We start from the raw sequence: 12,966 nt of genomic DNA, 5'->3' as shown, positions 1-12,966 counted from the left end.
AATGGCAGTAAGAAAGCTAAAGCCCACAACACCGGGGCAGAGACACAAAGTTATTGGTGCATTTGATACGATTACCTCAAGTACACCAGAGAAGTCCTTACTGAAACCCATCAAAAAATCCGGCGGTAGAAATAACACTGGAAAAATGACCATGCGTTATAAGGGTGGGGGTCATAAGAGACGTTACAGGGTAATCGATTTCAAGAGAAATAAAGACGGTGTTGCTGCTACAGTTGAGTCTATACAATACGACCCAAACCGTAGTGCACGTATCGCATTGTTGGCGTATGCCGATGGCGAAAAGCGTTACATTCTCGCTCCTAATGGATTAGAAGTCGGTCAAACAGTGAATTCCGGAGAAGGCGTAAGCCCGGATCTAGGAAACACGTTAACCCTAAAAGAGATCCCTCTGGGAACGATCATCCACAATATTGAGTTACGCCCGGGACAGGGTGGAATTATGGCACGTAGTGCTGGTACTTTTGCTCAATTGGCTGCTCGTGACGGAAAATTTGCCGTGATTAAATTACCTTCTGGTGAAACTAGAATGATCCTGACTACTTGTCGTGCCACAATCGGTGCGGTTGGTAACTCAGACCACGCGCTTGAAAGATCTGGTAAAGCAGGTCGCTCACGTTGGTTAGGTCGTCGTCCTCGCGTTCGTGGTGTGGCCATGAACCCGGTAGATCACCCAATGGGTGGTGGTGAAGGACGTCAGTCTGGAGGTCATCCAAGATCACGTACAGGTGTATTAGCTAAAGGCTTTAAAACTCGTGACAAGAAAAAAGCGACAAGCAAGTACATTATTGAAAGACGTAAAAAATAACGTGTAATCAGAAGAAATTATGAGCAGATCATTAAAAAAAGGCCCATTTATCGATTATAAGCTTGAAGCTAAAGTTCTTAAGATGAACGATTCAGGTAAAAAGACGGTAATTAAAACCTGGGCAAGAGCATCGATGATATCTCCTGATTTTGTGGGACATACTATCGCAGTGCACAACGGAAATAAATTTATTCCTGTTTACGTGACCGAAAATATGGTAGGTCACAAGTTAGGCGAGTTTTCACCAACACGTACCTACAGAGGTCACGGAGGTAATAAGAAAAGGTAACCTAACGGTAAAGTAACTTAATAAAGAGAATTAAAATGGGTGCTAGAAAAAGACTCAGAGCAGAACAAAATAAGGAAGCAAATAAGCAAGTAAGCTTTGCTTCACTTCGCAATGTGCCTACTTCTCCACGTAAAATGCGCCTGGTTGCAGATATGATCAGAGGTAAAGAGGTGAACTTAGCTCTTGACCTGTTGAAGTATTCATCTAAAGAAGCTTCGCGCAGGGTAGAGAAATTACTTCTTTCCGCTATTGCAAACTGGAAAGAGAAGAACGAAGGGGTACGCATGGAAGATGCAAATCTTGTCGTGAAATCAATTAACGTTGATTCAGCAAGGATTTTGAAAAGATTGAGACCGGCTCCGCAAGGGCGTGCTCACCGCATCAGAAAAAGATCGAACCATGTAACCATTTATATTGATAGCAACGTGAATAAACAAGAAGAAATAAAAGTTAGCTAGATGGGACAAAAAGTAAATCCAATAAGTAACAGGTTGGGTATCATCAGAGGATGGGACTCTAACTGGTTTGGCGGAAAGAATTACGGCGACAAGTTATTAGAAGATACTAAAATCCGTAAATATCTTAACGTGCGTCTAGCTAAAGCTAGTATTTCGAGAATTATTATTGAACGTACACTAAAGCTGATAACGATTACTGTACACACGGCTCGTCCGGGTATCATTATCGGTAAAGGCGGCCAGGAGGTTGACAAACTGAAAGAGGAGTTGAAGAAAATCACCGACAAGGAGGTTCAAATCAACATTTTTGAGGTGAAAAGACCCGAATTGGATGCTATTATTGTAGCCAATAACATAGCTCGTCAGTTGGAAGGCCGTATCGCTTTCCGTCGTGCAGTTAAAATGGCTATTGCTTCAACCATGAGAATGGGAGCGGAAGGTATCAAAATTCAAGTTTCAGGTCGTTTGAACGGTGCAGAAATGGCCAGATCGGAAATGTACAAAGAAGGAAGAACCCCGCTACACACATTCCGTGCAAATATCGATTACGCTCAGGCGGAAGCTCTTACCAAAACAGGTTTGCTAGGTATCAAAGTTTGGATTTGTAAAGGAGAGATTTACGGGAAACCGGATCTATCACCAAACTTCGCTGCCAAAGATAGCGGCGGCCGCAAAGGTGGGAGTTTCAAGAAGAGAAGAAAGTAATCATCAGCTAATGTAAATGAGTTAGAAAGATGTTACAACCAAAGAAAGTAAAATACAGAAGAAGGCAAAAAGGCAGAATGAAGGGCGAAGCACAACGTGGTGCAGAGCTGGCATTCGGATCTTTTGGAATTAAATCCTTACAAAGTAAATGGCTTACCGGACGCCAGATTGAGGCGGCTCGTATTGCGGTAACCCGTTACATGCAACGTCAAGGACAAATCTGGATCAGGGTGTTTCCTGACAAACCAATTACCAAGAAACCTGCAGAGGTACGTATGGGTAAAGGTAAAGGTAGCCCAGAAGGATTTGTAGCTCCTGTTACTCCGGGAAGAATCATTATTGAATGTGAAGGAGTACCCTACGAAACAGCAAAAGAAGCATTGCGTTTAGCAGCTCAAAAATTGCCTGTTACTACTAAATTCGTTGTAAGACGAGACTATGTTGAATCTAAAGCATAAGAAGTAAGATGAAAGTATCAGAAATTAATGAAATGGCGATCAGCGAGATCATCGAAAAGATTGATACCGAGCGTGCAGAGCTTATTCGTTTAGAACTCAATCATAGTATATCTCCATTGGAAAACCCTTTGCAGATAAGAGACTTACGTAGAAACATTGCACGATTGCAAACTATTTTGCGTCAAAGGCAATTAACCGAAAAATAGTTTAGTGATGGAAAAAAGAAACTTAAGAAAAGAACGTATCGGTATCGTTGCTAGCAGCAAAATGGATAAATCTATCGTGGTTGCTGTTGAGATTCGTGAAAAACACCCGGTTTACGGTAAATTCGTGAAAAAGACCAAGAAATTTCACGCTCACGATGAAAAAAATGACTGCAATGCTGGTGATACAGTAAAAATTATGGAAACTCGCCCGTTGAGCAAAACTAAACGCTGGCGATTAGTAGAAATTATCGATAGAGCTAAGTAATCATGATACAACAAGAATCCAGATTGGCTGTTGCCGATAATAGTGGTGCCAAAGAAGTACTCTGCATCAGGGTACTTGGCGGCACAAAAAAAAGATACGCCACCATCGGTGACCGTATCGTAGTAACCGTTAAAAGTTCAATGCCTTCTACAGAAATGAAGAAAGGCACAGTTACTAAGGCAGTAGTTGTTCGTACAAAAAAAGAGATCAGACGAGCCGACGGGTCATATATCCGTTTCGACGAAAATGCATGTGTGTTGTTGAACCAAGCAGGTGAAATGCGCGGTACTCGTATCTTTGGCCCTGTTGCCAGAGAATTACGCGACGGCTACATGAAAATCGTTTCATTGGCTCCTGAGGTGCTATAAATTTTTAATAAAAGATAGCAATGGGAAAGTTACATATTAAAAAAGGCGATACAGTAATTGTGAACGCCGGAGAATATAAAGGACAAGAAGGTAAGGTACTTGAAGTCCTTGTGAGTAAAAATAGAGCTATCGTGGAAGGAATCAATATGGTGTCTAAGCATGCCAAGCCAAACGCTGACAACCCGCAAGGGGGTATCGTTAAGCAAGAGGCTCCCATCCACATCTCTAACTTAAACCTTAAAGATCCTTCAAACGGAGAGGCTACCCGTATCGGACGCCGCAAAGACGATGAAGGTAAATTAGTAAGGTTTGCTAAAAAATCAGGGGAGGAGATCAAGTAATGAGCTATACACCTAGTTTAAAAACAATGTACAAGGAGCAAGTTGTTCCTGCATTGATGAAGGAATTTGAGTACAAAACTGTAATGCAGGTTCCGAAATTAGAGAAAATTGTGATCAACCAAGGTGTCGGTCAAGCAGTGGCCGATAAAAAAATGGTTGACATCGCAATTAAGGAGCTTACCGCCATCACCGGTCAAAAAGCTGTTCCTTGTCTTTCAAAGAAGGACGTTTCTAACTTTAAGTTGCGTAAAAAAATGCCTATCGGTGTTCGCGTAACACTTAGAAAAAACAACATGTACGAGTTCTTGGAAAGACTTATTCGTATTTCTTTGCCAAGTATTCGCGACTTTAAAGGGGTAAACAGCAAGCTTGACGGGCGTGGAAACTATACCTTAGGTATTGAGGAACAAATTATTTTTCCCGAAATAAATATTGACGAAGTTAGTAAGATTTTGGGTATGAATATTACCTTTGTGACCTCTGGAAATACCGATGAGGAAGCTTTTGCTTTATTAAAGGCTTTTGGTTTACCATTTAAAAACAAAAAATAGTTAGATATGGCCAAGGAATCAATGAAGGCTCGGGAAGTGAAAAGAGCCAAGCTTGTTGCCAAATACGCTGAAAAAAGAGCGGCATTGAAAGAAGCAGGTGATTATGAAGCATTACAAAAATTGCCTAAAAACGCTTCTCCTGTACGTTTGCACAACCGTTGCAAAATTACAGGTCGTCCAAAAGGATATATGAGACAATTCGGTTTGTCCAGGATTCAATTCCGCGAGATGGCTGCTGCAGGTCTAATACCTGGAGTGAAAAAAGCCAGCTGGTAGAAAATATTAGGTTTCAAGTATAAATATTGTCCCGTTATCGGGATTAATTTAAACTTTTTTAAAATGACAGATCCAATAGCAGATTTTCTGACTCGTATCAGAAATGCCATTATGGCAAAACACAAAGTTGTTGAAATTCCTGCATCAAACTTAAAAAAGGAAATGACCAAAGTTCTTTACGACAAAGGTTATATCCTTAACTTCAAGTTTGTGGAAGACAACAAGCAAGGAATAATTAAAATTGCACTTAAGTACGATACTCAATCGAAACTTTCTGCAATAAAGACGCTTAAGCGCGTAAGTACACCCGGTTTGCGTAAGTACGTTGGCTACAAAACAATGCCAAGGGTGTTAAATGGTTTAGGAATCGCCATCCTTTCTACTTCTAAAGGTGTTATGACCGATAAGGAAGCTAGATCGGCTCAAGTTGGTGGTGAGGTTTTATGTTACGTTTATTAATTAAGGAGGAAACAGTATGTCAAGGATAGGAAAACAACCCATCTCGATACCGGCCGGAGTTACAGTAACAGTTAAGGAAAACCTTGTTACCGTTAAAGGGCCAAAAGGAGAACTTTCGCAAGAAATTAATCCAGAAATGACAGTAGAGGTGAATGATGGGCAGGTTGAGGTGAAAAGACCTTCAGAGTCTAAAAATCACCGTTCTCAGCACGGTTTATGTCGTTCGCTTATCAACAATATGGTTGAAGGAGTATCAAATGGATTCGTTAAGAAAATGGAATTGGTGGGTGTAGGTTACAGAGCCACAAACCAGGGACAGATTCTTGAGCTATCTTTAGGATTCTCTCACCCCATTCATATTCAGTTGCCAGCCGAAATCAAAGTAGAGGCTGTAACCGACAGAAAGAGTAATCCGATTATTACCTTAGAATCTGCAGATAAGCAATTGCTGGGTCAGATTTGCGCTAAAATCCGTTCGCTTCGTAAGCCAGAGCCTTATAAAGGTAAAGGTGTTAAGTTTGTGGGAGAGCAAATCAGACGTAAAGCTGGTAAATCTGCTAAAGTTTAATCTGATTAAAATTTAAAATTATGGCTTTTTCTAAAATAGAGAGAAGACTAAAAATAAAGAAAAGTATCCGGGGTAAGATTTCGGGTACTTCAGAGAAGCCCCGAATGTCGGTTTTCAGAAGTAACAAGCAAATTTCTGTTCAACTAGTAGATGATGTAAACGGGAAAACTGTTTTGGCAGCCTCTTCGCTAGAGAAAGAGATCGCTGCACAAAAAGTTACTAAAACCGAGCAGGCCGCTAAAGTAGGCACATTGATCGCCGAAAAGGCAAAAAGTGCCGGAATAGAAGACGTGGTATTCGACCGTAACGGATTTTTGTACCATGGTAGAGTTAAACAATTAGCCGATGCTGCACGTGAAGCAGGTCTTAAATTTTAATAACTATGGCAGGAGATAATCAAAAAGTAAGAAGCAATAACGACCTTGATTTAAAGGATAGGTTAGTTGCCATTAACCGTGTAACCAAGGTTACAAAGGGTGGTAGAACTTTTAGTTTTTCTGCTATTGTTGTAGTTGGTAACGAAAATGGCATCGTAGGTTGGGGCTTAGGTAAAGCTAACGAAGTAACAACGGCAATCGCTAAAGGTGTTGAAGCCGCCAAGAAAAACCTGGTTAAGGTTCCTGTTTTAAACGGAACCATCCCTCACGAGCAGTATAGCAAGTATGGAGGAGCCAGCGTTTTCATGAAGCCAGCTTCACACGGTACCGGGGTAAAAGCCGGTGGTGCGATGCGTGCTGTACTCGAAAGTGTTGGTGTAACCGACGTTTTGGCAAAGTCGAAAGGTTCATCGAACCCTCACAACCTTGTAAAAGCTACCATTAATGCGCTCAAAGAATTAAGAGACGCACAGACTGTAGCCCAGCTCAGAGGTGTTACGTTAGACAAAGTATTTAACGGATAAGGATAGCAAAAATGGCTAAGATAAAAGTAACTCAAGTGAAGAGCAAAATCGGTTCTACCGAACGTCAAAAAAGAACTTTGACGGCTCTTGGACTAACAAAAATAAATGCAACTAAGGAATTTGAGGCAACTCCTCAAATTCTTGGTATGGTTGAAAAGGTGAGACACCTGGTTAGTGTAGAAAAATAATTGATAACGAATTAAGTTAAATTTAGATATGGACTTAAGTAATTTAAAACCTGCAGAAGGTTCTACCAAAAACAGAAAAAGAATTGGTAGAGGACAAGGTTCTGGCCACGGAGGTACATCCACCCGTGGACATAAGGGTGCCAAGTCCAGATCTGGTTATTCTAAAAAAATTGGTTTCGAGGGTGGTCAAATGCCTTTACAGAGACGTGTTCCTAAATTCGGGTTTAAAAACATCAACCGAGTAGAGTACAAGGCAATTAACATTGACTTGTTGCAACTGCTTGCCGAAAAGAACAATTTGTCTGTAATCGACGTTGACGTTCTTCGCGAAGCCGGGTTTATCAGCAAGAATGACCGGGTGAAGATTCTTGGTAACGGAAACATAACAGCCAAAATTGAAGTGAAAGCTCATGCCTTTTCTAAATCAGCGGTGAGCGCAATCGAAGCGGCTCAAGGAACCGTTGTAAAACTGTAAATCATAATGAAACTGATCGAAACAATTCGCAACATTTGGAAGATTGAGGATCTTAAATCCCGTATTCTTACAACAATCGGCCTGGTATTGATTTACCGCCTGGGCTCGTTTATTGTACTACCGGGAATCGATCCAACTCAATTAAGTGCATTAAAAGACCAAACTGCTGAAGGAGTTATGGGACTGTTAGATATGTTCTCAGGAGGTGCGTTCTCTAATGCATCTGTATTTGGGTTAGGTATTATGCCTTACATATCTGCTTCTATCGTTATTCAACTGTTAGGAATCGCTGTTCCTTATTTTCAAAGATTACAGCGCGAAGGTGAAAGCGGAAGACGTAAGATTAACCAAATTACACGTTATCTGACAGTTATCATACTATTGTTTCAATCACCGGCTTATTTGGCTAACCTTCCCGATGCAGCCATTTCTACTCCAGGATTGATGTTCAAAATTACATCAATCGTTATACTTACGGCAGGTACTATGTTTGTAATGTGGCTGGGAGAAAGAATAACTGAAAAAGGGATTGGTAATGGTATATCGTTGATTATTATGATCGGTATTATTGCGCGATTGCCGTTTGCCGCGGTGGCCGAATTCGTATCTCGTTTAGAAGAAGGTGGTGGATTGGTGATGTTGTTGATTGAGATCGTGGTTCTTTTCTTTGTGTTTGCAGGTACAATTTTGTTGGTACAGGGAACTCGCCGTATTCCGGTACAGTACGCTAAGCGCATTGTGGGAAATAAGCAATACGGAGGAGTTCGTCAATACATACCATTAAAAGTGAACGCTGCTGGTGTAATGCCTATCATTTTTGCCCAGGCAATTATGTTTGTGCCTATTACATTGGCCGGATATGTAGGAGACGGTGGAAATAGTTGGTTTACCGCAATGTTTGCCGATTTTACGGGAGTGGGTTACAATGTAACATTCGCCTTTTTAATCATTGCTTTTACCTATTTTTATACGGCTATTACTATCAATCCAACGCAAATGGCCGAGGATATGAAACGAAACGGTGGTTTTATACCGGGTGTTAAACCAGGTAAAAAAACAGTGGAGTTCTTAGATTCAGTAATGTCAAAGATCACTTTGCCGGGATCGGTATTTTTGGCTTTGGTAGCGATATTGCCTGCTTTTGCAATGATTGCAGGTGTAGATAGAATGTTTGCCCAGTTTTATGGAGGTACTTCTTTATTGATTCTTGTAGGCGTTGTTTTGGATACATTGCAACAAATTGAGAGTCACTTGTTGATGCGTCACTATGACGGATTAATGAAGTCGGGAAGAATCAAAGGTAGAACCGGTGGCGGACCTGCTGTTTACTAATTAATGAGAGGTCGTTCGTACAATGATATATCTTAAGACAGACGAGGAGATTGAGTTACTTCGACAAAGTAACATGTTGGTGGCTAAAACACTAGGTGAAGTTGCAAAACTGATTAAGCCTGGCGTTACCACCTTGGAGTTGGATAAAGTCGCCGAAGAGTTTATAAGGGATAACGGTGGTATTCCTGGTTTTCTTGATTACCAGGGATATCCTAATACCCTTTGTACTTCGGTAAATGAACAAGTTGTACACGGAATACCAAACAATAAACCGCTCGAAAACGGGGATATTGTTTCTGTTGACTGTGGTGTGTTGAAAAATGAATTTTATGGTGATTCTGCCTATACTTTCGAGGTAGGTGAAGTAAGTCAGGAAAAAAAAGATTTGCTGACCACTACCAAAGAATCGCTTTACAAAGGAATTGAAAATGCAGTAGCCGGTAAACGATTAGGTGATATTGGTTATGCGATACAGCAACACAGTGAGGCAAGAGGATATTCAGTGGTGCGCGAAATGGTAGGACATGGAGTGGGAAGAAACTTGCATGAAGCGCCGGAAGTGCCTAATTATGGCAGGAGAGGAAATGGTACATTGTTAAAGCCAGGAATGGTAATCGCCATTGAACCCATGATTAATTTAGGTAAGCGAAATATTGTTCAGGAAAATGATGGGTGGACCATCAGGACCATCGACAAAAAGGTATCTGCTCACTTCGAGCACTCTGTTGCCGTGGGAAAAAATGAAGCAGATATACTATCAAGTTTCAAATTTGTTGAAGAAATATTAACTTTGCAGTCTGAAATTTAAAAAAAGGTAACACATTATGGCTAAACAAGCCTCGATAGAACAAGACGGAACGATAATAGAAGCCCTTTCAAATGCCATGTTTAGAGTGGAATTGGAAAACGGGCATATCATTACAGCGCATATCTCGGGTAAAATGAGAATGCACTATATTAAAATTTTGCCGGGCGATAAAGTGAAGGTGGAGATGTCTCCATACGACCTTACCAAGGGTAGAATTTCATATAGGTATAAAAATTAATTCTATAATAAAATGAAGGTTAGAGCATCTGTTAAGAAGAGAAGCGCCGATTGCAAGATCGTAAAACGCAAAGGACGCTTATACGTGATTAACAAAAAGAATCCAAAGTTTAAACAACGTCAAGGATAATTATTAATATTATGGCTAGAATTGCTGGAGTTGATATACCAACCAACAAGCGTGGTGTGGTATCATTGACATATATTTACGGAATCGGGCAGAGCGCTGCCCAAGGTATCCTTGGCGCTGCTGGGATAGACGTTAACTTAAAAGTTAGCGAATGGACAGACGAACAAACAGCTAAAGTTCGTGAGATTATTGCTGAAGAGTACAAAATAGAAGGTGAACTTCGTTCTGAAATTCAGTTGAACATCAAACGTTTGATGGATATCGGTTGTTACCGTGGAATCCGTCATCGTATCGGTTTACCGTTACGTGGACAAAAAACGAAAAACAACGCTCGTACACGTAAAGGGAAGAAGAAAACTGTTGCAAACAAAAAGAAAGCAACTAAATAATAATTGAAATATGGCAAAGAAGACAGCGAGTCAGAAGAAAAGAGTCGTAAAAGTAGAGGCTCAGGGAGAAGCACATATTCACTCATCTTTCAATAACATTATTATTTCTTTGACCAATAAGAATGGTCAGGTAATTTCTTGGTCAAGTGCGGGTAAAATGGGATTCAGGGGTTCTAAAAAGAACACCCCTTACGCAGCTCAAACTGCAGCATCCGATTGCTCCAAAGTAGCATTTGATCTTGGATTGAGAAAGGTGAAGGTATACGTAAAAGGACCGGGTAACGGTCGCGAGTCTGCAATTCGTTCTATCCACTCCAGTGGAATAGAAGTAACAGAGATTGTGGACATCACGCCAATGCCTCATAATGGATGTCGTCCTCCAAAAAGACGAAGAGTATAATTAATTACTAGTTATTAACCATAAATTGAGCTTTTGGATTTTGAATTATGGATGATTATATATAGAACCTCCTCTCTATAATCTCGCGGCCTTCATATTCATAATTTGAAAACAAAAATTTAAAAACAAAAATTTAGAAGAATGGCTAGATACATTGGACCTAAAACAAGAATTGCCCGTAAATTTGGTGAGGCAATTTATGGTTCGGATAAAAGCTTTGAAAGAAAGAACTATCCTCCAGGACAGCACGGTAACAACCGTCGCAGAAAAACATCGGAATACGGTGTTCAGTTAAAAGAAAAACAAAAAGCTAAATATACTTACGGTGTATTAGAGAAGCAATTTAGTAACCTGTTTAAAAAAGCATCTCGCTCAAAGGGTATTACCGGTGAGGTTTTACTTGGTTTACTAGAGTGTCGATTAGACAACGTAGTATATCGTTTAGGTATTGCGCCTACAAGAGCTGCTGCTCGTCAGCTTGTATCTCACAAGCATATTACAGTGGACGGTGAAATCGTAAACATTCCGTCATACACTGTTAAAGCTGATCAAATCATCGGGGTTCGCCAAAAGTCTAAGTCACTTGAGGCAATCACGGAATCTTTGGCAGCATCTTCAGTGCATAACTTCTCTTGGTTAGAGTGGGACAACGACTCTGTAAGCGGTAAATTTTTAAATGTGCCGGAGAGGGAAGATATTCCTGAAAACATTAAAGAACAATTGATCGTTGAATTGTATTCTAAATAATTTATTCTTATGGCAATATTAGCATTCCAAAAACCAGATAAAGTAATTATGCTAGAGTCGGACAAGCAATTTGGCCGATTCGAATTTCGCCCGCTAGAGCCGGGATATGGTATTACAGTTGGAAATGCCTTAAGAAGAATTTTGTTATCCTCATTAGAAGGTTTCGCTATTACATCTGTAAAAATCGAAGGTGTTGATCATGAGTTTTCAACTATACCTGGCGTAATTAATGATGTAGCCGACATAATTCTTAATCTTAAGCAAATCAGATTCAAACAGATTGTTGAAGAGGTAGATAGTGAAAAAGTAACTATCAGCGTGTCGGGTAAAGATGAATTAAAAGCCGGCGAGTTGAGCAACTTCATGACAGGCTTTGAGGTATTGAATCCTGATAAAACCATCTGCTTGATGAACCCTGATGTAAACCTTAAAATGGAACTAACCATTAATAAGGGTAGGGGCTATATTCCCGCAGAGGAAAACCGTTCGGTAGATGCTGAGTTTGGCGTTATCGCGATCGACTCTATATATACTCCGGTCAGGAATGTAAAATATGCGATTGAAAACTATCGTGTAGAGCAGAAGACTGACTACGAGAAATTAATTATTGAAATAGAAACAGACGGTTCTATCCATCCCAAGGATGCTTTAAAAGAAGCCGCGAAAATTTTGATTTACCACTTTATGCTGTTTTCCGACGAAAGAATCACGCTGGATTCGGACGAGAAGTTTGGTAACGAAGAATTTGATGAAGAAGTACTTCATATGCGTCAGCTTCTTAAAACCAAATTGGTTGATCTGGACCTTTCGGTACGTGCACTTAATTGCCTAAAAGCAGCTGATGTGGAAACACTGGGAGAGTTGGTGCAGTTTAACCGTAACGATTTATTGAAGTTCCGTAACTTCGGTAAAAAGTCATTAACAGAGCTTGATGATTTGTTACAGGTGATGAACTTAACCTTTGGCATGGATATTACTAAGTATAAATTAGACAAGGAATAATTGCGATGAGACATAGAAAAAAGTTCAATCACTTAGGTAGAAAGAGCGCTCACCGTAAGGCAATGCTTGCAAACATGGCTAATTCTCTTATCATGCATAAGAGAATTAAAACCACGGTGGCGAAAGCAAAAGCATTGCGTATGTACGTTGAGCCGCTTATTACTAAATCTAAAGATGATTCAACTGCACAACGAAGAGTTGTTTTTAGTTACCTAAAAAATAAAGAGGCCGTTTCCGAGCTGTTCAGAGAAGTAGCGGGCAAAATTGGCGAAAGACCTGGTGGTTATACCCGTATTTTAAAGTTGGGTAACCGTATTGGTGATAATGCAGATATGTGTTATATCGAGCTGGTAGATTACAACGAAAACATGTTGTCTGCAAGCAAAGCATCTTCTGAGAAGAAAACACGTCGTACACGTCGTAAGAAATCTTCTGATTCAGCAGCAGCAGTGGAAACTGCAGTTGTGGAAAAAGAAGATAAAGCTGCCTCCGCGGATGCGGCTGCCGAATCTGCTGCTCCTGAAGCGAAAGCTGCGGATGAATCGACTGAAGCACCTTCAGATGAAGAAAATGCAAAGGAATAGTGA

General features: G+C 40.5%; 26 protein-coding genes. All 26 read left to right on the top strand.

What is annotated here, in order from left to right:
- The first annotated feature begins 1 nt into the window (after position 1).
- The gene (gene rplB / locus ACT29I_RS17575) at positions 2–826 is read left to right on the top strand and encodes a 50S ribosomal protein L2 (RefSeq protein ID WP_430935188.1); all 825 of its coding nucleotides are present in this window, start codon (positions 2–4) and stop codon (positions 824–826) included.
- Between the two features lie 19 nt (positions 827–845).
- The gene (gene rpsS, locus ACT29I_RS17570; protein ID WP_430935190.1) at positions 846–1,115 is read left to right on the top strand and encodes a 30S ribosomal protein S19; all 270 of its coding nucleotides are present in this window, start codon (positions 846–848) and stop codon (positions 1,113–1,115) included.
- A 35-nt stretch (positions 1,116–1,150) separates the two neighbouring features.
- Positions 1,151–1,573 carry a 50S ribosomal protein L22 gene (gene rplV / locus ACT29I_RS17565; RefSeq protein WP_430935192.1) on the top strand — a complete coding sequence of 141 codons (423 nt, stop codon included), beginning with the start codon at positions 1,151–1,153 and terminating at the stop codon, positions 1,571–1,573.
- A complete protein-coding gene (gene rpsC, locus ACT29I_RS17560) occupies positions 1,574–2,278 on the top strand; it encodes a 30S ribosomal protein S3 (protein WP_430935194.1) in 705 nt (234 codons plus the stop codon). It abuts the gene before it with no gap.
- A gap of 29 nt (positions 2,279–2,307) precedes the next feature.
- Positions 2,308–2,736, top strand: coding sequence for a 50S ribosomal protein L16 (gene rplP, locus ACT29I_RS17555; RefSeq protein WP_430935196.1), 429 nt, complete (start codon positions 2,308–2,310; stop codon positions 2,734–2,736).
- 8 nt (positions 2,737–2,744) lie between these two features.
- Positions 2,745–2,942, top strand: a complete 198-nt coding sequence (gene rpmC / locus ACT29I_RS17550; protein WP_430935198.1) for a 50S ribosomal protein L29 — start codon at positions 2,745–2,747, stop codon at positions 2,940–2,942.
- 7 nt (positions 2,943–2,949) lie between these two features.
- Positions 2,950–3,207, top strand: coding sequence for a 30S ribosomal protein S17 (gene rpsQ, locus ACT29I_RS17545; RefSeq protein ID WP_430935200.1), 258 nt, complete (start codon positions 2,950–2,952; stop codon positions 3,205–3,207).
- Between the two features lie 2 nt (positions 3,208–3,209).
- Positions 3,210–3,575 (top strand): 50S ribosomal protein L14, encoded by a 366-nt coding sequence (gene rplN / locus ACT29I_RS17540; RefSeq protein WP_430935202.1) that lies wholly within the window; start codon positions 3,210–3,212, stop codon positions 3,573–3,575.
- 20 nt (positions 3,576–3,595) lie between these two features.
- On the top strand, positions 3,596–3,916 hold the full coding sequence (gene rplX, locus ACT29I_RS17535) for a 50S ribosomal protein L24 (RefSeq protein WP_430935204.1): 321 nt from the start codon (positions 3,596–3,598) through the stop codon (positions 3,914–3,916).
- The gene (gene rplE, locus ACT29I_RS17530; protein ID WP_430935206.1) at positions 3,916–4,467 is read left to right on the top strand and encodes a 50S ribosomal protein L5; all 552 of its coding nucleotides are present in this window, start codon (positions 3,916–3,918) and stop codon (positions 4,465–4,467) included. Before rplX ends, rplE begins: the two co-directional genes overlap by 1 nt.
- Before the next feature lie 6 nt (positions 4,468–4,473).
- Positions 4,474–4,743 carry a 30S ribosomal protein S14 gene (rpsN, locus tag ACT29I_RS17525; RefSeq protein WP_430935208.1) on the top strand — a complete coding sequence of 90 codons (270 nt, stop codon included), beginning with the start codon at positions 4,474–4,476 and terminating at the stop codon, positions 4,741–4,743.
- A 63-nt stretch (positions 4,744–4,806) separates the two neighbouring features.
- Positions 4,807–5,202, top strand: coding sequence for a 30S ribosomal protein S8 (gene rpsH / locus ACT29I_RS17520; RefSeq protein WP_430935210.1), 396 nt, complete (start codon positions 4,807–4,809; stop codon positions 5,200–5,202).
- A 16-nt stretch (positions 5,203–5,218) separates the two neighbouring features.
- The gene (gene rplF, locus ACT29I_RS17515; RefSeq protein ID WP_430935212.1) at positions 5,219–5,770 is read left to right on the top strand and encodes a 50S ribosomal protein L6; all 552 of its coding nucleotides are present in this window, start codon (positions 5,219–5,221) and stop codon (positions 5,768–5,770) included.
- 20 nt (positions 5,771–5,790) lie between these two features.
- Entirely contained in the window at positions 5,791–6,147 is a 357-nt protein-coding gene (rplR, locus tag ACT29I_RS17510; protein ID WP_430935214.1) for a 50S ribosomal protein L18, read from the top strand.
- A gap of 5 nt (positions 6,148–6,152) precedes the next feature.
- The gene (rpsE, locus tag ACT29I_RS17505; RefSeq protein WP_430935216.1) at positions 6,153–6,671 is read left to right on the top strand and encodes a 30S ribosomal protein S5; all 519 of its coding nucleotides are present in this window, start codon (positions 6,153–6,155) and stop codon (positions 6,669–6,671) included.
- An 11-nt stretch (positions 6,672–6,682) separates the two neighbouring features.
- Positions 6,683–6,859 (top strand): 50S ribosomal protein L30, encoded by a 177-nt coding sequence (gene rpmD / locus ACT29I_RS17500; RefSeq protein WP_430935218.1) that lies wholly within the window; start codon positions 6,683–6,685, stop codon positions 6,857–6,859.
- A gap of 28 nt (positions 6,860–6,887) precedes the next feature.
- On the top strand, positions 6,888–7,334 hold the full coding sequence (gene rplO, locus ACT29I_RS17495; RefSeq protein ID WP_430935220.1) for a 50S ribosomal protein L15: 447 nt from the start codon (positions 6,888–6,890) through the stop codon (positions 7,332–7,334).
- A gap of 6 nt (positions 7,335–7,340) precedes the next feature.
- Complete coding sequence (secY, locus tag ACT29I_RS17490) at positions 7,341–8,666, top strand: preprotein translocase subunit SecY (RefSeq protein ID WP_430935222.1); 1,326 nt, start codon at positions 7,341–7,343, stop codon at positions 8,664–8,666.
- A gap of 22 nt (positions 8,667–8,688) precedes the next feature.
- On the top strand, positions 8,689–9,474 hold the full coding sequence (map, locus tag ACT29I_RS17485; RefSeq protein ID WP_430935224.1) for a type I methionyl aminopeptidase: 786 nt from the start codon (positions 8,689–8,691) through the stop codon (positions 9,472–9,474).
- 16 nt (positions 9,475–9,490) lie between these two features.
- The gene (gene infA, locus ACT29I_RS17480; RefSeq protein WP_027472434.1) at positions 9,491–9,712 is read left to right on the top strand and encodes a translation initiation factor IF-1; all 222 of its coding nucleotides are present in this window, start codon (positions 9,491–9,493) and stop codon (positions 9,710–9,712) included.
- A 12-nt stretch (positions 9,713–9,724) separates the two neighbouring features.
- On the top strand, positions 9,725–9,841 hold the full coding sequence (gene ykgO / locus ACT29I_RS17475) for a type B 50S ribosomal protein L36 (protein WP_071792536.1): 117 nt from the start codon (positions 9,725–9,727) through the stop codon (positions 9,839–9,841).
- Between the two features lie 11 nt (positions 9,842–9,852).
- Positions 9,853–10,230, top strand: coding sequence for a 30S ribosomal protein S13 (gene rpsM, locus ACT29I_RS17470; RefSeq protein WP_430935227.1), 378 nt, complete (start codon positions 9,853–9,855; stop codon positions 10,228–10,230).
- A 10-nt stretch (positions 10,231–10,240) separates the two neighbouring features.
- Complete coding sequence (gene rpsK / locus ACT29I_RS17465) at positions 10,241–10,630, top strand: 30S ribosomal protein S11 (protein WP_066632644.1); 390 nt, start codon at positions 10,241–10,243, stop codon at positions 10,628–10,630.
- A 141-nt stretch (positions 10,631–10,771) separates the two neighbouring features.
- Positions 10,772–11,377, top strand: a complete 606-nt coding sequence (gene rpsD / locus ACT29I_RS17460; RefSeq protein WP_430935230.1) for a 30S ribosomal protein S4 — start codon at positions 10,772–10,774, stop codon at positions 11,375–11,377.
- 9 nt (positions 11,378–11,386) lie between these two features.
- Positions 11,387–12,379, top strand: a complete 993-nt coding sequence (locus ACT29I_RS17455) for a DNA-directed RNA polymerase subunit alpha (protein ID WP_430935232.1) — start codon at positions 11,387–11,389, stop codon at positions 12,377–12,379.
- Positions 12,380–12,384: 5 nt separating this feature from the next.
- On the top strand, positions 12,385–12,963 hold the full coding sequence (rplQ, locus tag ACT29I_RS17450; RefSeq protein WP_444794027.1) for a 50S ribosomal protein L17: 579 nt from the start codon (positions 12,385–12,387) through the stop codon (positions 12,961–12,963).
- The last annotated feature ends 3 nt before the right edge of the window (positions 12,964–12,966 follow it).

Origin of the sequence: Saccharicrinis sp. GN24d3, assembly GCF_052400645.1 — a bacterium.
Classification (GTDB): domain Bacteria; phylum Bacteroidota; class Bacteroidia; order Bacteroidales; family Marinilabiliaceae; genus Saccharicrinis.
This window is presented reverse-complemented; position numbering and strand designations above follow the sequence as displayed.

Bases quoted from the DNA above. Each gene is read 5' to 3' on its own strand.
- rpsM (WP_430935227.1), top strand. From the start codon at position 9,853: ATGGCTAGAATTGCTGGAGTTGATATACCAACCAACAAGCGTGGTGTG.
- rplR (WP_430935214.1), top strand. From the start codon at position 5,791: ATGGCTTTTTCTAAAATAGAGAGAAGACTAAAAATAAAGAAAAGTATC.
- rplP (WP_430935196.1), top strand. From the start codon at position 2,308: ATGTTACAACCAAAGAAAGTAAAATACAGAAGAAGGCAAAAAGGCAGA.
- rplF (WP_430935212.1), top strand. From the start codon at position 5,219: ATGTCAAGGATAGGAAAACAACCCATCTCGATACCGGCCGGAGTTACA.
- map (WP_430935224.1), top strand. From the start codon at position 8,689: ATGATATATCTTAAGACAGACGAGGAGATTGAGTTACTTCGACAAAGT.
- rplV (WP_430935192.1), top strand. From the start codon at position 1,151: ATGGGTGCTAGAAAAAGACTCAGAGCAGAACAAAATAAGGAAGCAAAT.
- rplX (WP_430935204.1), top strand. From the start codon at position 3,596: ATGGGAAAGTTACATATTAAAAAAGGCGATACAGTAATTGTGAACGCC.
- rpmC (WP_430935198.1), top strand. From the start codon at position 2,745: ATGAAAGTATCAGAAATTAATGAAATGGCGATCAGCGAGATCATCGAA.
- rpsH (WP_430935210.1), top strand. From the start codon at position 4,807: ATGACAGATCCAATAGCAGATTTTCTGACTCGTATCAGAAATGCCATT.
- rplQ (WP_444794027.1), top strand. From the start codon at position 12,385: ATGAGACATAGAAAAAAGTTCAATCACTTAGGTAGAAAGAGCGCTCAC.
- rpmD (WP_430935218.1), top strand. From the start codon at position 6,683: ATGGCTAAGATAAAAGTAACTCAAGTGAAGAGCAAAATCGGTTCTACC.
- rplE (WP_430935206.1), top strand. From the start codon at position 3,916: ATGAGCTATACACCTAGTTTAAAAACAATGTACAAGGAGCAAGTTGTT.
- rplO (WP_430935220.1), top strand. From the start codon at position 6,888: ATGGACTTAAGTAATTTAAAACCTGCAGAAGGTTCTACCAAAAACAGA.
- rpsS (WP_430935190.1), top strand. From the start codon at position 846: ATGAGCAGATCATTAAAAAAAGGCCCATTTATCGATTATAAGCTTGAA.
- rpsN (WP_430935208.1), top strand. From the start codon at position 4,474: ATGGCCAAGGAATCAATGAAGGCTCGGGAAGTGAAAAGAGCCAAGCTT.
- infA (WP_027472434.1), top strand. From the start codon at position 9,491: ATGGCTAAACAAGCCTCGATAGAACAAGACGGAACGATAATAGAAGCC.
- rplB (WP_430935188.1), top strand. From the start codon at position 2: ATGGCAGTAAGAAAGCTAAAGCCCACAACACCGGGGCAGAGACACAAA.
- rpsC (WP_430935194.1), top strand. From the start codon at position 1,574: ATGGGACAAAAAGTAAATCCAATAAGTAACAGGTTGGGTATCATCAGA.
- ACT29I_RS17455 (WP_430935232.1), top strand. From the start codon at position 11,387: ATGGCAATATTAGCATTCCAAAAACCAGATAAAGTAATTATGCTAGAG.
- rpsE (WP_430935216.1), top strand. From the start codon at position 6,153: ATGGCAGGAGATAATCAAAAAGTAAGAAGCAATAACGACCTTGATTTA.
- rpsK (WP_066632644.1), top strand. From the start codon at position 10,241: ATGGCAAAGAAGACAGCGAGTCAGAAGAAAAGAGTCGTAAAAGTAGAG.
- rpsD (WP_430935230.1), top strand. From the start codon at position 10,772: ATGGCTAGATACATTGGACCTAAAACAAGAATTGCCCGTAAATTTGGT.
- rplN (WP_430935202.1), top strand. From the start codon at position 3,210: ATGATACAACAAGAATCCAGATTGGCTGTTGCCGATAATAGTGGTGCC.
- secY (WP_430935222.1), top strand. From the start codon at position 7,341: ATGAAACTGATCGAAACAATTCGCAACATTTGGAAGATTGAGGATCTT.
- rpsQ (WP_430935200.1), top strand. From the start codon at position 2,950: ATGGAAAAAAGAAACTTAAGAAAAGAACGTATCGGTATCGTTGCTAGC.
- ykgO (WP_071792536.1), top strand. From the start codon at position 9,725: ATGAAGGTTAGAGCATCTGTTAAGAAGAGAAGCGCCGATTGCAAGATC.